Genomic DNA, 22,147 nt, shown 5'->3' on the forward strand with positions numbered 1-22,147 from the left:
CGGTCCGGATCGGCGTAGACGGCTACGCTCGCGATCCCGGCGTCCCGGCAGGCCCGGGCAACGCGGACAGCGATTTCGCCACGGTTGGCGATGAGTACCTTGCGCACGATGGCTCGTTTCTCCTGACGACCGAGAGATCGGACCCAGTTTCCCCACAGCCACCGTCAGAGATCAACTCAACGCTGTTCAGACTTTGGTGAATTTCCCGCCGCCTCCCGGACCGGAACCGGCCACCTGCATTCCGTTTCTTTCCCTCCCCTGACGTTCCGCTGGCCTTTCCCTTTCACCGCCGCGATTCCCAGGAGAAACGCCACCGGGATCTGCATTTCCGGCCCGGCGGGGGCGGGGAATGCCCCCGCCGCAGGCGCAGGCGCAGCGCCGGGGCGCGCCTCAGCGCGGGGCGAAGAACTCCCGGAGGTCGGCGGGGAAGGCGCCCGCGGCGGCGGCCGCGGCCGTGAACCCGCCCGTGAGCTCGGTCAGGCGTGCCACGCCGGCCGCGCCCAGCCGTTCGTACGGCGCCCGGTCCAGCCGGTCGGTCTGCGTTTCGAGGTCCGCACGCAGCTCCACCCCGTGGGAGGTGAGGCGGCCCTCGGTGTCCATCAGCCCCCGGCCGCGCAGCCGGGCTTCGGCCGCGTCCCATTCCTCCGCGGTCCAGCCGCGGTTGGCCAGGCCCATCTCCTTGGGCATGCCGTGCTCGCTCGCCGAGTCGGCCACCAGGGCGTCGAGGCCGCCCAGCCCGGCGTGCTGGAGGGCGGCGATGTGGGCGTCACCGCGGTGCTCCCGCAACAGCGTGGCCGCGTACCAGAGCGCGAGGTGCGGCTCCCGCGGCACGGGCTGGTCGGCGTGGGCCGAGAACATCACCCGCCCGGAGCGCTCCGCCGCCCCGGCCGCGCGCAGCGCCAGGTCCGCCGCCTCGGCCATCTCCGGCCCTGCGAGGGCCGCTGCGCCGAGGTGCCGGCGCAGGACCGCGTCCGCGGCGCGCAGGCGCAGTTCGCGTACGGTGCCGGGCGCGACGAGGGTCCACACGCGGGGGACGTGCCGGGAGACCAGCCCGTGCGCGAAGCCGTAGAGCGCCGCGGTGACGGCCCCCGGACCGACGGAGCCGAGGGCCGCGGTCCGGGCGGCGAGATAGACCGTCATCGGGTCCTCGACCCCGTGCTCCGCCAGGTCTCGGGCGAGTTCGGGTCCGAAGTAGGCCATCGAATGGAAGGAGTTGAGTGTCTTCTGGCAGTGGCGTCCGGCCCGTTCGGGCAGGGAGATCGTGTCCATGCCATTCACGCTATCCACCTGATTGCCCCTGTTGAGGATGATCGGACCGGAACATGGGCAATTCGCGGTACGGAGAACGTCACGCGCAGGACAAGTGCACGCGGCGACGGCCCCCCGGGGACGCCCTCAGCGCTCCCCCGGCGCCGCGCACGTCTCACGCGCCGCGTGCACCCCACGCACCTCGTGCACCTCGTGCACCTCGTGCACCTCGTGCACCGAAGGGTCGAACAGGGGCCCGAGCAGGGCCCAGAGGCGCTCGGCGGTCGCCGGGTCCCACCACGCGGCGTCCCTGCGGCCGAGGGATTCCAGGCCCGCCGTCACGACGACGGCCAGGTCCGCCACGTCGTCCTCGTGCAGCCTTTTCATCCGGTCGCGCACCAGGCCCAGCACCTCTTCGAGGAGCCGCGGACTGCCGTCGGACCCGTGGGGGTCCAGCTGGAGGCCCGCCCGTACGGTCGCGTCCTCGCGCAGGGCCCGCACCAGTAACAGGCTGAACCGGGCCGCACCCCGGCGGGCGGGCGCCTCGAAGGCGGCGTCGACCAGCGCGGTGAGCTCCTGGTGCGCCTGGCCGTGCACGGCCGCGGCCAGTGCCTCGGTGGTGTCGAAGTGGTGGTACAGCGCGCCCCGACTCACTCCCGCCATGCGGCAGATGTTGACCAGCCCTGCGTTGCGCACGCCTCCGTTGCCGATGAGTTCGGCGGTGGCGCGGATGAGCGCCCGACGTGTCTGCTCGGCGCGTTTCTGCATCCGGCGCTACGCCCTTCCTTGGTTCCGGGAACGGGTTTGCAGAGCCTGGGCTCGGTGCGTCAGTGAATCACCCAGAGACAGCAACATACAAGTCTGTCTGTCTTTGAGTCGACCCGTTCGGCCACCTCCGTTGCATCGCGACCGAATCCCGTCGGCCGGATTCCCCACAAACAGGCATCGATACACCGCACTTACCGGGACGACACCCCCTCCACGCCTCGACCGACCACCCCTCCCGTGAGGTGACATCCCTCGTTGACAATCCGACAGGTCTGTTTGTTATGGTCCGGATGCCTCACGGGAAGGCCCGTGGCAGCTGAGTGACAGTGACGTTGAGGAGTCCGATGAACAGCTCGACCGCCCCGGTGTTCGCCGAAGCCCTGCGGGAAGGCCTCGTCCGGGCGGCGGCGGTCCGGCACTCCCGCCCCCCGCGGAAACCGCGACTCGTGGCCCTCCCCGCTCCGGCGTCGGCCTCGCCCCCGTCCGCGCCGCAGGCCCCGGTCCTGGAAGCGGCGCCGCCGCCCGGGGAACACCGGGCACACCAGGACCCCGAGGCGCACGGGGTGCACGAGGCGCACGAGGCGCCCGCGGCCGTCCTGCTCCGGACCGAAGCCGCCGCGATCCTGCGCCGGTTCTCCCTCGCGCTCCCCTCCCTGCGGCCGGCCGGAGGGGCCGGCCTGCCCCGCCGCGACGCGTCCTGCCTGGCGTACGCCCGCGACGTCCTGCTCCTCGCCCAGGATCCGGCCCCCGGGGAGGGTCCGGCGGTCACGCCGTCCGCCGCCGCGACACCGCGGCACCTGGTCGCCGCGGGCACCCTGCTGCTCGAATGCGCCCTGCTCCAGGTCACCGAGAGCGGAGCCGACGGTCACGCCGCGCTGGCGCGGGGCCTGGCGGTGGTCCGCCTGCTCGGCGACGCGGTGCGGGCCGCGGGCCCCGGCCTCTGGAGCGACGGCGACGGCAGCGGCGACGGCGACTGGGCCGAGTCCCGGCAGCTCGCCCACCGCCTCCACGACGAGATCGGCGGCGCGCTGGCCCTCGCGCAGCACCGGATCGGGCTCGGCGAGGACGACCCCGAGGGCGCCGCCGCCCACCTGACCGCGGCGAAGCGGGCCCTGGACGAGGCCGCCCGCGAGAACCGGACCCTGATCGGCTCCCTGCACCGCAGCTCCCGCACCCCGCCGATCCGCGAGTCCCTGCTGCGCTGGCTCGCCGACGTGGCGCCGCACGCCCCGGTCACCGTGACGGTGACGGGCGACGAGACCGCGGCCTGCGAACGCTGGCGCCGCGAGCTGTCGTTCGTCCTGCGCGAGGCGGTGCGCAACTCCCTGGCGCACGCCGGGGCCGGGCGGATCGAGGTCACCGTACGGACCACGCGGCGCTGGATGTACGCCCGGGTCCAGGACGACGGCGCCGGCTTCGCCGCGGAAGCCGGCCCGGGCCGCGCCCCGCAGGAGCCGGGTGCCGGAAACGGCCTGCGGTCGATGCGGGGCCGCATCGAGGACCTGGGCGGGCGGCTGCGCGTCGCGAGCGCCCCCGGCGAGGGCACGCGCGTGGAGGTCCACCTCCCGTTCGCCGCCCGCCGGTAGGCCGGACCGCCGCCGCGGCCTCAGAGGCTGCGGGCGGTGATGTCGCCGTGGGCGGTGGTGGCGCGGATGGTGAGGGCGGGGGCGCCGTCGGCGTTGCGCAGGGCGTTGTGGATGCGGCCGTGGCCGGTGCCTGCGTCGAGGGAGGCGCAGACTCCGCGGGCGGCGCCGACGGTGATCCCGCCGGACTGGGTGGCGAGTTCGACGGTGCCGTGGACGGCTTCGGCGATGTGGAGGTCGCCCTGCTGCGTGCTGATGGCGGCGGGGCCGCCGAGGCGGCCGACGGTGATGTCGCCGGAGAGGAGGGTGAGGCGGGCGGAGGCGGTCTCGTCGAGCTTGACGGAGCCGTGGGCGGCCTCGAAGGTGACGTCGCCGAGGCGTCCGACGCCGCGGAACTCGGCGCTGGCCGCCTTCGCCTCGACGCGGGAGCCGACGGGGACCCGGACGGTCACCTCGACGGACCCGGAGGTGCCCAGGACCCGGTTCTTCGCGGGTGCGGTCCCGATCCGCAGGACGCCGTCGGCGTACGCGACGGTGACCTGCTCGGCGGCCTTCACGTCGCGACCCTTGGAGGCGTCCGCGGGCAGCACCTCGACGGTGGTGTCGGCCCGGTCGGCGGCGATGAACCGCACGCGCCCGGCGGGGAGGTCGAGGACGGCGGTGACGGGGGCGGTGGTGTCGAAGGTCTGCATGGCGTTCACCTGTCTGCTCGTTGTTTCTGACATCGCAAACGCTACGTTGCATTCAAGATTCCTTCAATGTTCACGTTGCGAACCAGCACCATCAATGCAGCTCACGAGGCCTATTTCATTGCAATGATTCTACGAACGAATGCAACAACCACCCTCCTACCGTTGCAATGATCAGCCGGTGAACGCTACAGTGGAGGCATCGGTGACGCACGGAGGGAGATCACGGTGCCGGGAGGCAGACTCACCCAGCAGGAACGCCAGCAGATCGCGCTGGGGGTGGCCGACGGCCTCGCCTACGCGGAGATCGCCCGACGCCTCGACCGCCCCACCTCGACGGTCACGCGCGAGGTGATGCGCAACGGCGGCCCCACCGCCTACCGCGCCGACCTCGCCCACCGCGCCACCGAGCGCCGCGCCCACCGGCGTACGCAGACGCCGACCCGCGACCCGCAGGCAGCCCCGCAGCCCCACGGGCGGAACGCCGAGGACGTGCACGCGTACGAGGAGAAGCTCACCACCGTCCTCATGGAGGCGGGCACGCCGAAGATGATGGCCCGCGTCCTGACCTGCCTCTACACCACCGACGCAGGCAGCCTCACCGCGTCCGAGCTGGTCCGGCGCCTCCAGGTCAGCCCGGCGTCCATCTCCAAGGCGGTGGCGTTCCTGGAGGGCCAGGGCCTCGTCCGCCGGGAACGCGCCGAGGGCCGGCGCGAGCGCTACGTCGTCGACGACGACGTCTGGTACCAGGCCATGATCGCCAGCGCCCGTGCCAACGCCCGGATCATCGAGACCGCGCAGCAGGGCGTCGGCGTCCTCGGCCCCGACACCCCCGCCGCGGGGCGCCTGGAGAACATCGCCCGCTTCCTCGACTTCGTCTCCGAGGGCATCGTCCGCGCCGCGGAACAGGCCCGCGAGGTGCTCCACACCAAACCCGGCACGCCCCCCGACGACACCGCCCCGCCCGCCTGACCCGACCCCGCCGCGCACCCGCCCCACGACGCCGTTCCGGCGGCGAGAACCGAGCCGCGGCGCCCCTGCCTCATCCGCTACGCTGTCCCTGAGCTGCCCCAGAGGCAGCCCCCGCCTTCGTAGCTCAGGGGATAGAGCACGGCTCTCCTAAAGCCGGTGTCGCAGGTTCGAATCCTGCCGAGGGCACGATCCGAAGACCCCCGGTCGCATGCGACCGGGGGTCTTCGGCGTCACGGGGTCCATGTGGTTACATGGCCCGCGTGTCGCGTGACACCGTCCACTGAGCTGTGGGCCGGGCGGTGGTTGGGCAGGCACCCGTACCTGAAGGACCGGGCCCATGGGCTTCCACGCCACCGGCTACGGGTGATTCCCCTCGGTTGTTCCGCTGCCGTCGCACGCACACACACCGTGAGGACCCACACTCCGTGTCATCCGCTTCGTTCGCCTCGTTCAACCAGTCCGTCATCGACGAGTTCCGGGCCAACTCCGGCCGCGTCGGGGGCCCCTTCGAAGGCTCCGCGCTCGTCCTGCTCACCACCACCGGCGCCCGGTCCGGGAAGCCGCACACCGTGCCACTCGGCTTCGTGCGGCAGGAGGCCGCCGACGGCGGGCACCTGCTCGTCGTCGGGTCCGCCGCCGGCGCGGACCGGCATCCCGCCTGGTACCACAACCTGCTCGCCCACCCCCTCGTCGAGGTCGAGACCGGCGCCGACGCCTACGAGGCCGTCGCCGTGCCCGCCGAAGGGGCCCGGCGGGAGGCCCTGTTCGCGCACGTCGTCCGCGCCGAGCCCGGATACGGCGCCTACCAGGAGCGGACCGCGCGGCTCCTGCCCGTCGTCGCCCTGCAGCGGACCCACGACGTCCCGCCGTCCGGGGAGACGGGGATCGCCGGGAAACTGCTGGAGGTGCACGGCTGGCTGCGGGCCCAGCTGGCCCACGTACGGGAGGAGTCCCGCGGCGGCGGTCCGGCCTCGCTCGGGCTGCAACTGCGCCAGCACTGCCTCGCGTTCTGCCGGTCGCTGGAGTTCCACCACACGGCCGAGGACGCCGGGCTGTTCCCGTTCCTCGCCGAACGCCACCCGGAGATGCGGGAGTTCTTCCTGCGGATCGCCGAGGACCACCGCACCGTCGCCCGGCTCCAGGAGGACCTCGTACGGGCGCTGGAGGGGCCCGACGACGGGTTCAGCGGGCGTGTGGAGCGGCTGAGCCGGGAGCTGGAGGCCCATCTCGACCGGGAGGAGGCGCAGTTGCTCCCGGTGCTGCGGGCGCTGGAAGGCTGAGGCGGGCCTCGGCGCCGCCCTCCGCGCGGTTGCGGAACGCCAGGGCGGCGCCGAGGACCCGGGCCTGGCCCACGGCGATCGTCAGGCCCAGGCCGTGGCCCTTGTTCATGCCCTCCGTGCGGAACCTCTGCGGCCCGGCCTCCAGCAGGTACGCCGGATAGCCGGGCCCCGCGTCGGTGACCGTCACGCTCCGGGTCCGGCCGTCGACGGTCACCGTGACGGGCGTCGCGCCGTGCTTGTGCGCGTTCAGCACGAGGTTGCCGATGATCCGCTCCAGTCGCCGCCGGTCCGTCTCCAGCCGGGCGCCGGCGGCCACCACCAGCGCAGTGTCGGTGGCGGAGGCGCGGATCGTCCGGGCCGTCAGCTCGGCCAGGTCGTAGGAGTCCAGCTCCACGCGCTCGCTGCCCGTGTCCAGCCGGGACGTCTCCAGCAGGTCCTCGGTCAGCGCGCGCATCGCCTGCACCCGGTCCCGTACGAGCTCGGCCGGGCGGCCCGGCGGCAGCAGCTCCGCGGCCGCCACCAGGCCCGTCAGCGGGGTGCGCAGCTCGTGGGCGACGTCCGCCGTGAACCGCTGCTCGGCCTCCAGCTTGCGCTGGAGGGTGCAGGCCATCGTGTCCAGGGCCCGGGAGACGGCCGCCACCTCGTCCTGGCTGCGCGTACGGTCCCCGACGCGGGCGTCCAGGTCGCCCGCGCTGATCCGGCGGGCCACCTGCGCGGTCAGCTGCAGCCGCCGGGTGACGCGGGTGACGCCGAAGGCGCCGATGAGGAGAGTGCCTCCGATCGCGAGGGCGGAGGAGCCGAGGATGGCCCGGTCCAGGCTCACGATGGTCGCCTCGGCGCTGGTGAAGTCCACGGCGACGGCTATCGCGGTCCGGTCGGCGGCCGGCCCCGCCGCCCACACGGCGGTCCGTCCGCGGTGCGTGCCGAAGGCCGTACCGCGCTTGCCCCGCAGGGCGAGGGCGTGCAGCCGCGGGGGCAGCCCGGCGGGCTCGACGCCCTCGCCGCGCGGCAGGCGCCCGCCCTCCTCGTACGCCACGATCGTCCGTTCCAGCCGGTCCATCGCGCTGGTGCGGGCGGCCCGCTCGGTCTGCTCGGTCATCATCCGGTGCACGAGGACGCCGAGCAGCGCGGCGAGCCCGCAGCACATGAGCGTGATGAAGACCGCGGCCTTCCAGGTCAGCGTCGAGGTCCAGGGAGGCAGCGCCGGCAGCGCGTGCCCGCGGGCGGTGAGCGCGGGACCTGTGCCCGGGCGGGGACCGGCGGAGCGGCGGGGACCGCCGGAGCGGACGCGCGGGGGTCGTGGGCGGGGCATCGGCGCTCCGGGCGGGCGTGCGGGAGGACAGGGGCAGGCCCCGGGGACCACGGGCGGGGCGGGGCTCCGGCCGTGCGCCCCGGCGACAGGCCGACGGTACGGCAGTCATGTGTGGGCCGTCCCTCGACGGCGTAACGGTTGCCCGGAAACCGGCGCGCGATGACGTCACGGCACCGTCACGGCACACGGAAGCCCTCCCGGTCCGGAACCGGAAGGGCCACGCGGTCACGCGGTCACGCGGTCACGCGGTGTCGCACCCGCGGGAGCCGTGACCACCACGGCGCCCGCCCACTCCCGCCCCCTCACGGGGGCGCGGGCCGCGGTGCCCGCGTCAGCTCAGTCCCCGGCTGCGCTCGCCGATGCGGTCACCCTGCGGAGTGCCGGCCCGCTTCAGGGCCGCCTTCGTGTGCGCCCCGCCCTTGACCTTGCTCCGGAGCGGGCCCTCGAAGCCGTGTCCCTGCGCCCACGGCACCTGGGACTGCTCCTGCGCCTTCGCCATGGCGGCGCGGCCGTCCTGCATCTGCTCTTTGCTCATCCCGTCGTCAACTCCCTCGGGAAGCACCCAATCGGACTACTGGGATCGTATGCACATATACCGGCCGACGCACCCGGGCCGGAAGCAAAGAATTCGGGATCAAGGACCGCGCGGCGGGGCCGGGTGCCCCAGGGCCTTCTGCACGAGCTCGTCCGGGCAGGGCGTCCCCCGGGGCAGCTGGTACTTCGCCGTCACCCGGTACTCCCCCGGCCCCGGCGCCAGCAGCTCCGTCCACACGTCGCCCGACGGGTCCGGGGCGGCCTTGAACAGGCACCCGGCGGTGTTCGCGTACTCCTTCGGCACCCCGGTCCCGCCGCCGCCCCGCGCCTTCGAGGCGAAGGTCTCCTGCGGCGGCACCACGGCCCTGCCGTCCGCGCCCACCAGCCCCAGCCACGGGGAGTGCGGGACCCGCACCAGGACCCGGCCCGCCTGCCGCACGTTCACCACGAGCTGGTCGGCGCCCGCCCGCACCACGCGGGCCGGGCCGGACACCAGGTCGGTCGGCGCCTGGACCTTGAACAGCTGCCAGTTCGCGTCGCCCCACACCTGCTGGAGGTAGGGCAGCCCGGCGCGCACCAGCCGCGCCTCGTCCTTGCCGCCCTCGTCGGGCCGGTCGGCCGGCAGCACCACGTAGTGCACGGCCCAGCGGTCCAGCCACTCCCGGTAGGTCACGTCGTTGAGGGTGTCGTCGTAGAAGAGCGGGTTGCGCTCCAGGTCGGCCTGCCGGTTCCAGCCGCGCGCGAGGTTCACGTACGAGGGGAACGCCGAGGACTCGCGGTGGCTGCTCGCCGGGACCACCTCGACCCGGCCCCGGTCGGCGCCCACCTTGTCCAGCTGGTCGACGAGCGGGGCCAGCTCCCGGTTCCAGGCGGCCAGCGGGGTGGTGCGGATGATGTCCGTGACGCTGTTGGTGGTGATCCAGGCGGTCAGCCCGGCGAACGCCAGCAGCACCGCGTACCAGCGCCGCGACCGCGGGGCGTAGTACGGGAGGGCCGCGAGCAGCACGGCCCCGCCGAACAGCATCATCATCCGGGTCACGTTGGAGCCGACCTGGGAATCGACCGCCCAGGTCAGGAAGGTGCCCAGCGCGTAGACGGCCGCCGCGACACGGACCGTCCTCCAGCGCTTCGGCACGAGCACGCACACGGCCACCGCGAACACGAACGGCAGCCAGGCCGAGCCCAGCCGCATCGGCTGCGTCCCGGAGAACGGGAACAGCCAGGCCGACAGCCCGACCACCGCGACCGGCGCCAGCCCCAGCGCGTACGCACCCGGGCGCCGCCGGGTCAGGAACAGGGCCGCCGCCACCACCCCCAGGAACAGCCCGGCGACCGGGCTGGAGGCGGTGGCCAGCCCCGCCAGCGGGGCCGCCACGGCGGCCTTCGCCCAGCGGCGCCGCGACCACTTGCGGGGCCAGCAGAACACCGCGGCGACCGCGGCGAGCGCGAACATCGCACCGAGGCCGAAGGTGACCCGGCCCGACAGGGCGTTGCAGAGCAGCCCGTACACCCCGGCGAGCGCGGGCCACAGCGGCTCGCGCACCGATCCGCGGCAGCGGGTCAGTATCAGCGCGAGCAGACCGGCCGAGACCGTGCCGGCGACCATCATCGTGGTGCGCACGCCGAGCACGTGCATGAGGTACGGCGAGACCACGCTGTACGAGACCGGGTGCATCCCGCCGTACCAGGCGAGGTTGTACGCGGAGTCGGGGTGGCGCCCGACGAACTCGGCCCACGCGTCCTGCGCGGCGAGGTCGCCGCCGCTGTTGGCGAAGCTGAAGAACCACAGGACGTGCAGCACCCCGGCGAGGACGGTGGCGACCGCCACCGGGTGGCGGCGCGCCCAGCCGAGGCCGGGGCCGCGGCGGCCCGGAGCGCCGGGTTGCGGCGCGGCGGGGCCCTCCTGCGGGGCGCGTCCCGCGGCGGCGGGGGGCGCGGAGGTCCCGGAACCGTCCCGGTGCACCGGCGCAGCGGCGGCACGACGCCGTCCCTGCTGCTCAGCGGTGGTCACTGCCCACTCCCCCACACATGAGTTCCCTGCCCGGACGCACGTCCCGGATCCCAAGACGCGCCCCGGCGCCCCGGGGTTGCCCGGGGCGCCGGCCGCGCGCTCGCGGCGGCGGTCAGCCGACGCGCGTCAGCTTGCTCCCGATGCCCGGCGAGGCGAGGTCGTCCTTCAGCGCCACCGGCACCTTCACCTGGCTCGCGCCCTCGCCGACGGTCAGCACGCCGATCTCGGTGCCGGCCTTCGCGGTCTGCGGGATCTTGGCGCCGTCGCCCTGCGCCAGCTCGATGCCGACGGTCAGCGCGCCCCACCCGACGGCCTGGACGTCGGCGGTGGCGACGACCGGCGTACGGCCGCCGAGCCCGTCGTCCACGTACCCGACGACGTCGCCCTTCTTCACGACGGGCGCCCCGTTCAGGGACTTCTGGGTGGCGGTCATGAGCTGCTTGCTCGCCGCGAGCACGCTGTCGATGATCGGCGGCTTGTGCTGGCCGAGGACGGCGCCGACGATCAGCTGCCGGGTCTTGCCGACGTCCTTGTAGGCGGCGAAGAGCAGGTTGCCGCCCGCCTTGGTGGTCGTACCGGTCTTGATGCCGAGCGACTCGTTGAACGGCACCAGGCCGTTCCAGTTCCGCCAGACCTTGCCCGACGGGTCCTGCCAGCTGGGCTTCTTGGTGATCTCCAGCAGCGTCTCGATCTCCACCAGCTTCAGGCCCAGCTTGACCTGGTCCTCGGCGGTGCTGACCGTGGTCGCGTCCAGGCCCGAGGGGTCCGTGTACGTGGTGTTCTTCATGCCGAGGTCCTTGGCGGTGTCGTTCATCTTCTTGACGAACGCCTCCTGGGAACCGGAGTCCCAGCGCGCCAGCAGCCGGGCGATGTTGTTGGCCGACGGGATCATGAGGGCGGCGATCGCGTCGTACTCGGTGAGCTTGTCGCCCTCCTTGACCGTGTCGAGCGTCGACTCGTTGTCCGTGGAGTTGTTCTTCTTGCCCTCGGACTCGGCCGTCTTGTCGACGTCGATCACCTCGCCCTTCTCACCCTTCTTGATGGGGTGGTCGCGCAGGATGATGTACGCCGTCATCGACTTGGTGACGCTCGCGATCGGCACCGGCTTCTGCTCGCCGGACTGGCCGAGCGTGCCGAGGCCGGCGGCCGCCATGTACGCCTGGCCCTCCCCGGGCCAGGGCAGCTGCGGCTTGGCGCCCTCGAAGGTGTACGAGGACTTCGCGGTCATCACGAGCGTCGGCTCGGGCAGCGGGCGCACCAGCTGCGCGACCGAGACGATGATCGCCAGGAGCACGACGACCGGCGCGTAGATCTTGAACCGCCGTACGGCGGTGCGCAGCGGGCTCGGCGGCGGGGGCGGGTTGTTGGTGAGGTCCGCGAGCATGTCGAGCGGCGGCTTCGGCGGCAGCGGCTGCTGCGTGGTCCGCTCGGGCGACTCGTACGCGGGCGTGGGCGTGGCCGCGGCGGGCTTGGGGGCCGGCTTCGGGGTCACGGCCGGGGCCGGGGCCCCGTCGGTGCGCAGCGGTACGAAGGTACTGGCCTTCGGCGGCGCGGCCCGGTCGGCGGTACCCGCGTCCCCGGCCGGCGCGACCGGCGGCTTGACCGCGCGGAACACGGCGGTGCGCTCGCTGTCCGCGGCGGCGGAGTCGGCCGCGGCCGGCCCGCCGGCGTCCGCGCGGCCGGACGAAGCGGAATCCTTGGCGGGAGGCGCGGCCTTGGGCGCGGCCGGCGCGGGCGGGGTCACCGCACGGAACACCGCCGTGCGCTCACTGTCCCCGCCGGACCCGGCCGGAGACGACTCCGGCGCACCCGCGCCCTCCTCGGCACCGTCCCGGCCGGACACCGGCTGGGGCCGCCGGAAGAAGTCGACCCGCGACCCCTCGGCACCCCGCTCACCGGCAGAACCGGAACCCGCAGCCGCCGGCGGCTTCACCGCACGGAACACCGCGGTGCGCTCACTGTCGGCAGGCACCGCGGCGGACGGGCGAACGGAATCGGCGGCGTCAGCGGCCGGCTCCTCGACCGAAGCGGAATCCTTGGCGGGAGGCGTGGCCTTGGGCGCGGCCGGCGCGGGCGGGGTCACCGCACGGAACACCGCCGTGCGCTCACTGTCCCCGCCGGACCCGGCCGGAGACGACTCCGGCCCACCCGCACCCTCCTCGGCACCGTCCCGGCCGGACACCGGCTGGGGCCGCCGGAAGAAGTCGACCCGCGACCCCTCGGCACCCCGCTCACCGGCAGAACCGGAACCCGCAGCCGCCGGCGGCTTCACCGCACGGAACACCGCGGTGCGCTCACTGTCGGCAGGCGCCTCGGCGGACGGGGGCGCCGCCGGGGACGGGGCCCCGGAGCGGGATGCGGGCTCGGCCGGCGATCCCGAACCGGCGTCGGCGGCGTCGGCGTCGGAGGACGGCTTCGGCACCTCGGCGCCGCGCGCACCCCCCGCACTCCCGGCGGACCCGCCACCGGACGCGGAGCGGGACTCGGACCCGCTCGGGGACCCTGCCTCGGACGCGGGCTCCGCCTCGGCAGCAGAGGCGGGCGCGGACTCGGACTCGACCTCGGCGTCGGCGTCGGCGTCGGCGTCGGCGTCGGCGTCGGCGTCGGCGTCGGCATCGGCATCGGACTCGGACTCGGCGTCGGAGCCGGACGCGGCCTCGGGCCCGCCCTCGGCAGCGTCAGACCCAGAGCCGGAGCCGGACCCATTCCCGGAACCGGACCCGGCATCGGACCCGGAGTCCGCCTCGGCCTCGGCATCGGCATCGGCATCGGCATCGGCACCCGACCCGGCCGCGGCAGCGGCCGCTCCGGCGCCCGGCTTCGATCCGGCGGCAGCCGCACCCGCGGCGTCCGGGTCCGCAGCAACCGGGTCCACAGCGTCCGGATCCGCAGCAGCCGGAACCTCGGCTGCCGGTTCCGCCCCCGCGGGCGACCCGTCGGAACCCGCGGGCGCCTCGGCGGTGGCGACCCACGCCGCGACGGCCTCGCGCAGCGGATCGCGCTCCGGGCTGTCGCCGGCACCGCCCGAGGCGTCCTCGGGCTCCCTCGGCCGGAACACCGACAGCCTCGGATCACGCTCCGCGGAGGACTCCGCCGCCCCCGGCGCTCCTGCATCTACCGACTTCTCGGGGGACTCGCCCGCCACCAGTTCCTCCTCGATCGCCGCCACGTCCGGCTGTCCGAATGTCTAACAGTGTCCCGTCTGGGGGCATCGCCCCCGTGCTAGACGAGAACGACATAGTTGCGAGTTCCCCCGCAAAGCGGTCAGGCGCTCTCGACAGATGAATGTGAGAGGCGTCACCCTGTCACTCATCCACGCGGGGAGGCATGGATGGGCAGGAGCCGCAGAACAATTCCGGAGGAGCTTCTGCTGCTCGCCTTGGACCCGGCCACGGGTACCACGGCGCAGCCGCAGTCGCTCGACCTCGGCCTGGCCGGGGCACAGCTAGTGGAGCTGGCTCTGGCAGGACGGATAGCCCCTGACGGGGATCGTATCGCCGTGGTGATGCCACGGCCGACAGGAGATCCGACTCTGGACTCCGCACTGGAACTGCTGCGCAGGCGCGGCAGCCCGGTTCGGGCCGTCCACTGGATCGGCGGACCCCGGCTGGGGCTCCGCCAGATTTACCTCGCTCACCTGGAGCGTTGCGGCATGGTCCATGCCGTCGCGGGACAGATGTGCGGGGTGCTGCCGACGACTCGCTACCAGGCGACCGACACGGCGATCAGCCGGGAGATCCGTGCCCGGCTCGACAGTGCGATCCGCACCGGTGTACCGCCGGACCCGCGGACCGCGGCGCTTGCCGCACTGGCCCACGCGGTCGGACTCGGCAAGCACCTGTACCCCGGCAACGAGGGGCGGTCGTCCAGATCCCGGCTTCGGGACCTGATCCGGCACGACCCCATGGGCGGACTCGTGGCGCACGCCGTGATGGACGTCCAGAACGGTGTGGCGGCACAGCCGCGCCGTGACCGCGCACCGGCACCGCCGGTCCGGGCCACGGCGAGCAGTGTCCCGCTCCAGCCGCGCCGGACCGGTGCCATGGCCCGCGCGGCCGCGCACTGATCCACCGCTCCATCGCAACGCCACCGCCGTGACCGGCGCCCCCAGGGGCCCCGGCCCGGGAACCGCCGACGCGGGGGGGGGGGGGGGGGGGGGGCGCGGGCCGCCCCCCCCCCCCCCGCGTCTGTTTTCCCTGCCGTTCCCCAGCGGCAGCGCACGCTTCGGTGGCAGTCTGCTCAACATCAGACACGCAGAGGGACAGCAACAGAAGAAGGCGGAGGTGCCGTTCACGTGGCGTCCAATGTCAATCCCACCGTCCGACGCCGCCGACTGGGCATGGAGTTGCGCAAGCTCCGCGAGGACAAGGGCATGACGGCCGAGCAGGTCGCCGAACGCCTGCTCGTCTCCCAGTCGAAGATCAGCCGGCTGGAGAACGGCCGCCGTTCCATCAGCCAGCGCGACGTCCGCGACCTGTGCGACGTGTACGAGGTGGAGGACCGCCGCCTCGTGGACTCGCTCATGCAGATGGCCAAGGACTCCCGCCAGCAGGGCTGGTGGCACGCCTTCGGGGACATCCCGTACAGCGTCTACATCGGCCTGGAGACGGACGCCGCCAGCCTGCGCACGTACGAGCCGCTGGTGATCCCGGGGCTGCTCCAGACCACGGAGTACGCCCAGTCCCTGGTCCGCGGCGCGTGGCCGGAGACCGCTCCCGCCGACGTGGACAAGCGCGTGCAGGTCCGGATGCACCGGCAGAAGCGGCTGTCGGAGACCGAGAACAACAACCCGGAGCTCGGGCCGCTGCGGCTGTGGGCCGTCATCGACGAGGCCGCGCTGCGGCGGCAGGTCGGCGACGCCCAGCTGATGATCCGGCAGCTGGAGTTCCTGATAGAGCAGTCGGACCAGCCGCACGTGACCGTGCAGGTGATGCCGTTCTCGCTGGGCGCGCACCCGGGCGTCAACGGCCAGTACGCGATCCTGGAGTTCCCGGACGCCTCCGACTCGACCGTGGTCTACATCGAGGGCGTGACGAGCGACCTGTACCTGGAGAAGGCCAACGACGTGCAGAAGTACAGCGTGATGTACGAGCACCTGCGCGCCCAGGCCCTGAACGTGGACCAGACACGGCACTTCATCTCCGACATCATCAGCCAATACGCGGGCAAGGCCGGATAAAGCCGTGCGAAACGGCGCGGGTGGCGCGGGTGGCGCGGGAGGGGACGGTACGGTACACCGTCACTCCCCGGCCACAGAAGGCCTGAATGGAATATGCCACTCGGTCGGGTGAATGGCCCGTCCACGTCTCCGGAGCTGCCGGTAGCGTCGATCAGGTCGGCCGGAAAAGTGGTCGACAGACACGGGAACTACTCGCTGAACCGGAGAGAAACATGGCTATTCGCCAGGGCGCCACGCACAACTGGACCAAGTCCTCCTACTCCGCCAACGGCGCCTGCGTCGAGGTCAAGTCACCCGTCACGGAGGCCGTCGCGGTCCGCGACTCGAAGGTGCAGGACGGTCCGTCCCTCACCTTCGCGCCCGGATCCTGGACCTCCTTCGTCGCCGACGTGACCGAGGGCGGCCTCGGGCGCCTCGCCTGAACGTTACGGCGCACGTCCCGACCGTCTCCTCTGCACGGCCGACAGCCCCTGCACGACCCGCTCCACCCGCACCACCCGCTTCACCCGCACCACCGTCCGGAGCCCTCTCGACCGGCCCGCCGTCCTGGCCGAGGGGGCTCGGCCATGTCCCCGTACGGCACGTCCGCGTACGGCACGTCCGCCGCGGCCGTCCGACGGCCTAGCGGAGCTGGTCGACGTACCGGTCGGTGCCCGGCACCGTCGGGACGAACGGCGCGACCAGCTCCACCCGCCCCAGCCCCGCCTCCGCGACCTCCGCGTCCAGTCCCCGGAAGCGGTCCCAGCAGGTCCGGGGGTCCTCCTCCAGGAACCAGAGCAGCGTGAGGCGGGTGTCGACCCCCTCGACCTGCTTGACGTACGTCATCCGGTCGCCCGGCAGCGGCGTCGGCCGGAAGACCGTCACCATCGCGGCGGGCGAGCCGTGCAGCCGCTTCGGCAGGGACCGCGTGCGCAGCCACTCCAGCAGCCCGGCCCGCTGCTCGGGACCGTCGGCGTCCACGACCTGCACGACGAGCCCGGCGTACGGGTGGTCGAGGGCGTGGAAGTCCCGCGGCCCGGCGGCCCCGTCGCGGTAGACGGTCGCCGCGTGGTCCTGGAAGGCCGTGAAGACGTGCGTCCGGTCCTGGTAGACCCGGCCGTCCCGGTTGAGGCGCTTGTTGATGCCGACGGTCCACTTCATGTGCTCGTCGTAGCGGCCCTCGGTCACCCAGTACGTCGAGATGTAGCACCCGGCGGTGACCGGCTGGGCGACGGCCGACTTCTCCGGGTAGCGCAGCTCCTGGAGGTCCCGGGTGGCCACCCAGCGGCGGCCGGCGTACATCCAGGGCATGGCCATGGCGCCGGCGTAGTAGTGGTCGTCCTCGTACCAGCGGTTGTACGCGAACTCGTGGCCCGGGTGCGGCTCGACCATGGTGATCAGCGCGTGGCCCGGCCGGACCCCGTAGGGGCCGACGGCCGCGAGCTCGGCGTAGTCCTCGGGCCGGGTGTCCTGCTCTCCTGTCGTCATGACACCGGTCTAGCTGATGCCGCGTCAGATGACGAGGGGGCCGCGGCAGTTCAGCATGTGACACATACATGCCCTCTGCACCTTTCTCTGGCTACGATGCCCGCACCCGCCTCCCCGAGGAGCCCCCGTGCCCATGGCATCCGTCCCCGCCCCCGCCCGGGCCGACACCGTCCCGCCGCCCGCCCTCGCCGCCCGGGCCGCGTCGACGGGGGGCTCCCCCGTGCGCGAGATCCTCGCGCTCACCGAGCGCCCCGGGGTCGTCTCCTTCGCCGGCGGCCTCCCCGCGCCCGGGCTCTTCGACGCCGCCGGCCTGCGGGCCTCGTACGAGGCCGTGTTCGCGGCCTCCGCCGGGAGGGCGCTGCAGTACTCGACCACCGAGGGCGTGCCGGAACTGCGCGGGGCCGTCGCCGGCCGGGCCACGGCGCGGGGGCTGGCGACGGACGCCGGAGACGTCCTGGTCACCTCGGGCTCCCAGCAGGCCCTGGCGCTCGCCGTCACCGCCCTGGTCGAGCCCGGGGACGCGGTCCTCGTGGAGAACCCCACCTACCTGGCCGCGCTCCAGGCGTTCCGGCTGGCGGGGGCCCGGGTGGTGCCGGTGCCCTGCGACGGCGAGGGGATCCTCCCCGACGCCCTGGAGGACGCCGTCGTGCGGGAGCGGCCCAAGCTGCTGTACACCGTCCCGACGTTCCAGAACCCGACCGGCCGCACCCTGCCCGCGGCCCGCCGGGCGGCGGTGGCGTCCGTCGCCGCGCGCCGGGGCCTGTGGCTGGTGGAGGACGACCCGTACGGGGAACTGCGCTACGAGGGCGCCGAGGTCCCGTGGCTCGCCGCGCATCCGGGGGCGGAGGACCGTACGGCACTGCTCGGCAGCTTCTCGAAGGTCATGGCGCCGGGGCTCCGGCTCGGCTGGCTGCGGGTGCCGCGGTCGCTGCGCCGGGCCGTGGTGGTCGCGAAGCAGGCGGCGGACCTGCACACCTCCACGGTGGACCAGCTGGCCGCGGCCCACTACCTGGCCGGCGCGGACCTCGACGCCCACGTCGCCGGGGTCCGGGACGCCTACCGGGTCCGCCGCGACGCCCTGCTGGCGGGCTTGGGGCGGGCCCTGCCGGAGGGGTCGTCCTGGAACCGGCCGGAGGGCGGCATGTTCGTCTGGGCGCGCCTGCCGCAGGGGCACGACGCGGCGGCCCTGCTCACCGCGGCGATCGCCCACGACGTGGCGTTCGTCCCCGGGGCCCCCTTCTACGCGGCGTCCCCGGATCCCCGCACGCTGCGCCTGTCGTTCACGACGCACACCCCGCAGGAGATCGGCACCGGCCTCGACCGCCTGGGCCGGGCGTCCCGCAGCCGCGCCTGACGTCCGGCGCGGGAGGGGCGGGGCAGCGCCGCACCGCCCCTTCACAAGCCCCGCCGGGCGCCGTAGCCTGACGCCCCGTCAGATCGGTGCGTCGCGCGGAGGGCCGTCATGCTGCTGCAAGGGAAGACCGTCATCGTCTCCGGCGTCGGGGCCGGGCTCGGGCACCAGGTGGCCGCCGCCGTCGTGCGGGACGGGGGCAACGCCGTGCTCGGGGCGCGGACCGAGGCGAACCTCGCCAAGTCCGCCGCCGAGATCGACCCCGAGGGCGCGCACACCGCGTACCTGCCGACCGACATCACCGACGAGGCCCAGTGCGAGGCCCTCGCCGCGCTCGCGCAGCAGCGGTTCGGCGGGGTGGACGCCGTCGTGCACGTCGCCGCCTGGGACTCCTCCTTCGGCGGCCTCCAGGACGCCGACTTCGGCACCTGGCAGCAGATCCTCGACGTGAACCTGCTCGGCACGCTCCGGATGACCCGGGCCTGCCTGCCCGCCCTCAAGGCCGGCGGCGGCTCCGTCGTGATCATCGGCACGCAGTCCGCCGTCGCCGCCCCCAACGAGGTCCAGCAGGCCGCGTACGCCGCGTCCAAAGGGGCGCTGACCTCCGCCATGTACTCGATGGCCCGCGAGCTCGGCCCGGACCGCATCCGGGTCAACACCGTGCTCCCCGGCTGGATGTGGGGCCCGCCCGTCCAGGCGTTCGTCACGTTCACCGCGCACACCGAGAACGTGCCCGAGGCCGAGGTGCACGCCCGTCTCACCGAGCGGATGGCGCTGCCCGACCTCGCCACCGACGGGGACGTCGCCGACGCCGCCGTGTTCCTCGCCTCCGACCGGGCGCGGGCGATAACCGGCCAGTCACTGCTGGTCAACGCCGGTGAGCTGATGCGATGAGCCGGTGCGCGCACCGGCCGGGGCACCGGCCCGTGCACCGTCCGGCGCACCATCCCGTGCACCTACCACCGGATCGTATGCTCACCGCATGACCACTCCGAGTGACGCTCCGACCGAAAACGCGATGCGCCGCGCGCTCCGGCGGGCCCGCGACGGCGTCGCGCTCGACGCGACCGAGGCGGCCGTACTCCTCCAGGCGCGCGGGGAGGCCCTCACGGACCTCTCCGCGTCCGCCGCACGGGTAAGAGACTCCGGGCTGGCCGCCGCCGGCCGGCCGGGCGTCATCACGTACTCGCGCAAGGTCTTCATCCCCCTCACCCGCCTCTGCCGCGACAAGTGCCACTACTGCACCTTCGTCACCGTCCCGGGCAAGCTCCGCCGCGCCGGGCACGGGATGTACCTGTCTCCCGACGAGGTCCTCGACATCGCCCGCCAAGGTGCCGCGATGGGCTGCAAGGAAGCCCTCTTCACCCTGGGCGACCGCCCGGAGGAGCGCTGGCCCGAGGCCCGCGAGTGGCTCGACGCGCACGGGTACGACGACACCCTGGCCTACGTACGGGCCATGGCCATCCGCGTGCTGGAGGAGACGGGCCTGCTCCCCCACCTCAACCCCGGGGTCATGACCTGGTCCGACCTCCAGCGCCTCAAGCCCGTCGCCCCGTCGATGGGCATGATGCTGGAGACCACCGCGACCCGCCTGTGGTCCGAGCCCGGCGGCCCGCACCACGGCTCGCCCGACAAGGAGCCGGCCGTGCGGCTGCGCGTCCTGGAGGACGCGGGCCGCTCGAACGTGCCGTTCACCACCGGCGTCCTCATCGGCATCGGGGAGACCTACGAGGAGCGCGCCGACGCCTTCTTCGAACTGCGCCGCGTCCAGCGCAGCTACCACGGCGTCCAGGAGGTCATCGTCCAGAACTTCCGCGCCAAGCCGGACACCGCCATGCGCGGCATGCCGGACGCGGAGCTGGAGGAGCTGGCCGCCGCCATCGCCGTCGCCCGGCACATCCTGGGCCCGAGCGCCCGCATCCAGGCCCCGCCGAACCTGGTGGACGAGGAGTACGCCCTCCTCATCGGCGCCGGCATCGACGACTGGGGCGGGGTCTCCCCGCTGACCCCCGACCACGTCAATCCGGAACGCCCCTGGCCGCACATCGAGGAGCTCGCCGCACGGACCGCCGCCGCCGGCTTCGAGCTGCGCGAACGCCTCACGATCTACCCGGAGTTCCTGCAGCGCGGCGAGCCGTGGCTGGACCCCCGGCTGCTGCCGCACGTACGGGCGCTGGCCGATCCGGAGACCGGCCTCGCCGACCCGTCCGCGACGGTGGAGGGCCGGCCGTGGCAGGAGCCGGACGAGGGGTTCACCGCGTACGGGCGCACCGACCTGCACGCCACCATCGACACCGAGGGCCGCACCGGCGACCGGCGCGACGACTTCGACCACGTCTACGGCGACTGGGAGGCCCTGCGCGAGGCGGCCGCGCCCGGCATGGTCCCGGAGCGCATCGACACGGACGTACGGACGGCCCTGGCGCAGGCCGCCGACGACCCGACGCGGCTGACCGACGCGCAGGCGCTGGCCCTGCTGCACGCGGACGGCCCGGCGCTGGACGCGCTGTGCCGGGTCGCCGACGACCTGCGGAAGTCGGTGGTGGGCGACGAGGTCACCTACATCGTCACGCGCAACATCAACTTCACCAACGTCTGCTACACCGGCTGCCGCTTCTGCGCCTTCGCGCAGCGCCGCACCGACGCCGACGCGTACACGCTCTCCCTGGACCAGGTCGCGGACCGCGCCGCCCAGGCCTGGGACGTGGGCGCGGTCGAGGTGTGCATGCAGGGCGGCATCCACCCGGACCTGCCGGGGACGGCGTACTTCGACATCGCGCGGGCGGTGAAGGAGCGGGTTCCGGGCATGCACGTGCACGCGTTCTCGCCGATGGAGGTCGTCAACGGCGCGACGCGCACAGGGATGTCCGTACGGGACTGGCTGACGGCGGCCAAGGAGGCCGGGCTGGACTCCATCCCGGGCACGGCGGCGGAGATCCTGGACGACGAGGTGCGCTGGGTCCTGACCAAGGGCAAGCTGCCGGCGGCGGACTGGATCGACGTGGTGTCCACGGCGCACGAGCTGGGCATCCGGTCCTCGTCGACGATGATGTACGGCCACGTCGACCAGCCGCGGCACTGGCTCGGCCACTTCCGGACGCTGGCGCGCATGCAGCAGGAGGCGCGGGCCAAGGGCGTCGAGGGGTTCACCGAGTTCGTGACGCTCCCGTTCATCCACACCAACGCGCCGGTGTACCTGGCGGGCATCGCGCGGCCCGGCCCGACGGCGCGGGACAACCGGGCGGTGACGGCGATGGCGCGGATCCTGCTGCACCCGCACATCACCAACATCCAGACGAGCTGGGTGAAGCTGGGCTCGGAGGGCGCGGCCGAGATGCTCCGGTCCGGGGCGAACGACCTGGGCGGCACCCTGATGGAGGAGACCATCTCCCGGATGGCGGGCTCGGGTTGGGGCTCGTACAAGTCGGTCAAGGACCTGATCGCCGTGGCGGAGTCCGCGGGCCGGCCCGCGCGGGCCCGTACGACCCTGTACGGCGAGGTCCCGCAGGAGCGGCAGGAGGCGGCGCGCGCCTCGGACGGGCACCTGCCGGCCCTGCTGCCCGTACTGGACTGACGGCGCGCGGTCGCCCGGCCGGGAGCCCGGCCGGGCGCCGCTGCCGGGGTCCGGCCGACCCGGCGAAGTCGGTGGCCGTGGCCGACTGCCCGTCCGGTCGGCCGACGCTGCCCCGGAGTACCTCGCGCGCGAGCGGGCTCGTTCGGTAACCAGGACGAGTCACCACTCCCCGAGAGAGG

Annotated in this window: 18 protein-coding genes and 1 tRNA gene; 10 read left to right on the forward strand and 9 right to left on the reverse strand. The window is 73.8% G+C overall.

The window, feature by feature from the left end; translation table 11 throughout:
* The 3 genes from ACZ6S8_RS29145 to ACZ6S8_RS29155 form a co-directional block, all read right to left on the reverse strand.
* On the reverse strand, nt 1-107 hold a 107-nt coding region (locus tag ACZ6S8_RS29145; protein ID WP_324787317.1), incomplete at its 3' end, for a biotin carboxylase N-terminal domain-containing protein.
* A 283-nt stretch (nt 108-390) separates the two neighbouring features.
* Complete coding sequence (locus ACZ6S8_RS29150; protein WP_469460393.1) at nt 391-1,269, reverse strand: SCO6745 family protein; 879 nt, start codon at nt 1,267-1,269, stop codon at nt 391-393.
* Between the two features lie 126 nt (nt 1,270-1,395).
* Nucleotides 1,396-2,016: a TetR family transcriptional regulator gene (locus ACZ6S8_RS29155; RefSeq protein ID WP_469460394.1), complete on the reverse strand. Its 621-nt coding sequence runs from the start codon at nt 2,014-2,016 to the stop codon at nt 1,396-1,398.
* A 344-nt stretch (nt 2,017-2,360) separates the two neighbouring features.
* Here ACZ6S8_RS29155 and ACZ6S8_RS29160 point away from each other — a divergent pair, with 344 nt between their 5' ends.
* On the forward strand, nt 2,361-3,602 hold the full coding sequence (locus ACZ6S8_RS29160) for a sensor histidine kinase (RefSeq protein ID WP_469460395.1): 1,242 nt from the start codon (nt 2,361-2,363) through the stop codon (nt 3,600-3,602).
* Between the two features lie 20 nt (nt 3,603-3,622).
* Here ACZ6S8_RS29160 and ACZ6S8_RS29165 read toward each other — a convergent pair whose 3' ends face one another.
* On the reverse strand, nt 3,623-4,291 hold the full coding sequence (locus ACZ6S8_RS29165; RefSeq protein WP_469460396.1) for a DUF4097 family beta strand repeat-containing protein: 669 nt from the start codon (nt 4,289-4,291) through the stop codon (nt 3,623-3,625).
* A 225-nt stretch (nt 4,292-4,516) separates the two neighbouring features.
* On the opposite strand from ACZ6S8_RS29165, the gene ACZ6S8_RS29170 reads away from it, so the two are divergent.
* The 3 genes from ACZ6S8_RS29170 (at nt 4,517) to ACZ6S8_RS29180 (ending at nt 6,540) form a co-directional block, all read left to right on the forward strand.
* Nucleotides 4,517-5,260: a helix-turn-helix domain-containing protein gene (locus ACZ6S8_RS29170; protein WP_469460397.1), complete on the forward strand. Its 744-nt coding sequence runs from the start codon at nt 4,517-4,519 to the stop codon at nt 5,258-5,260.
* Nucleotides 5,261-5,373: 113 nt separating this feature from the next.
* Nucleotides 5,374-5,446: transfer RNA gene (locus ACZ6S8_RS29175), tRNA-Arg, on the forward strand.
* 239 nt (nt 5,447-5,685) lie between these two features.
* On the forward strand, nt 5,686-6,540 hold the full coding sequence (locus tag ACZ6S8_RS29180) for a nitroreductase/quinone reductase family protein (RefSeq protein WP_469460398.1): 855 nt from the start codon (nt 5,686-5,688) through the stop codon (nt 6,538-6,540).
* Here the strand turns inward: ACZ6S8_RS29180 and ACZ6S8_RS29185 are convergent.
* The 4 genes from ACZ6S8_RS29185 to ACZ6S8_RS29200 form a co-directional block, all read right to left on the reverse strand.
* Nucleotides 6,443-7,687: an ATP-binding protein gene (locus ACZ6S8_RS29185; protein ID WP_469460497.1), complete on the reverse strand. Its 1,245-nt coding sequence runs from the start codon at nt 7,685-7,687 to the stop codon at nt 6,443-6,445. The genes ACZ6S8_RS29180 and ACZ6S8_RS29185 overlap by 98 nt on opposite strands.
* A 496-nt stretch (nt 7,688-8,183) precedes the next feature.
* Nucleotides 8,184-8,387 (reverse strand): hypothetical protein, encoded by a 204-nt coding sequence (locus tag ACZ6S8_RS29190; protein ID WP_469460399.1) that lies wholly within the window; start codon nt 8,385-8,387, stop codon nt 8,184-8,186.
* Between the two features lie 99 nt (nt 8,388-8,486).
* Nucleotides 8,487-10,397, reverse strand: a complete 1,911-nt coding sequence (locus ACZ6S8_RS29195; RefSeq protein WP_469460400.1) for an MFS transporter — start codon at nt 10,395-10,397, stop codon at nt 8,487-8,489.
* Nucleotides 10,398-10,509: 112 nt separating this feature from the next.
* Nucleotides 10,510-13,566, reverse strand: a complete 3,057-nt coding sequence (locus ACZ6S8_RS29200; protein ID WP_469460401.1) for a D-alanyl-D-alanine carboxypeptidase family protein — start codon at nt 13,564-13,566, stop codon at nt 10,510-10,512.
* A gap of 162 nt (nt 13,567-13,728) precedes the next feature.
* On the opposite strand from ACZ6S8_RS29200, the gene ACZ6S8_RS29205 reads away from it, so the two are divergent.
* The 3 genes from ACZ6S8_RS29205 (at nt 13,729) to ACZ6S8_RS29215 (ending at nt 15,998) form a co-directional block, all read left to right on the forward strand.
* The gene (locus ACZ6S8_RS29205; RefSeq protein ID WP_383913328.1) at nt 13,729-14,463 is read left to right on the forward strand and encodes a GOLPH3/VPS74 family protein; all 735 of its coding nucleotides are present in this window, start codon (nt 13,729-13,731) and stop codon (nt 14,461-14,463) included.
* Between the two features lie 228 nt (nt 14,464-14,691).
* Nucleotides 14,692-15,576, forward strand: coding sequence for a helix-turn-helix domain-containing protein (locus ACZ6S8_RS29210; RefSeq protein WP_469460402.1), 885 nt, complete (start codon nt 14,692-14,694; stop codon nt 15,574-15,576).
* Nucleotides 15,577-15,788: 212 nt separating this feature from the next.
* On the forward strand, nt 15,789-15,998 hold the full coding sequence (locus ACZ6S8_RS29215; protein WP_383933390.1) for a DUF397 domain-containing protein: 210 nt from the start codon (nt 15,789-15,791) through the stop codon (nt 15,996-15,998).
* Between the two features lie 199 nt (nt 15,999-16,197).
* Here the strand turns inward: ACZ6S8_RS29215 and ACZ6S8_RS29220 are convergent, their stop codons facing one another.
* On the reverse strand, nt 16,198-17,043 hold the full coding sequence (locus tag ACZ6S8_RS29220) for a hypothetical protein (protein WP_469460403.1): 846 nt from the start codon (nt 17,041-17,043) through the stop codon (nt 16,198-16,200).
* Between the two features lie 133 nt (nt 17,044-17,176).
* On the opposite strand from ACZ6S8_RS29220, the gene ACZ6S8_RS29225 reads away from it, so the two are divergent.
* From ACZ6S8_RS29225 to ACZ6S8_RS29235, 3 genes are all read left to right on the forward strand, one after another.
* Nucleotides 17,177-18,397 carry an aminotransferase-like domain-containing protein gene (locus ACZ6S8_RS29225; protein ID WP_469460404.1) on the forward strand — a complete coding sequence of 407 codons (1,221 nt, stop codon included), beginning with the start codon at nt 17,177-17,179 and terminating at the stop codon, nt 18,395-18,397.
* 108 nt (nt 18,398-18,505) lie between these two features.
* A complete protein-coding gene (locus ACZ6S8_RS29230; RefSeq protein WP_469460405.1) occupies nt 18,506-19,288 on the forward strand; it encodes an SDR family oxidoreductase in 783 nt (260 codons plus the stop codon).
* A gap of 88 nt (nt 19,289-19,376) precedes the next feature.
* The gene (locus ACZ6S8_RS29235; RefSeq protein ID WP_469460406.1) at nt 19,377-21,968 is read left to right on the forward strand and encodes a bifunctional FO biosynthesis protein CofGH; all 2,592 of its coding nucleotides are present in this window, start codon (nt 19,377-19,379) and stop codon (nt 21,966-21,968) included.
* Nucleotides 21,969-22,147: the final 179 nt, after the last annotated feature.

The organism is Streptomyces sp. NPDC048461, from assembly GCF_055587105.1.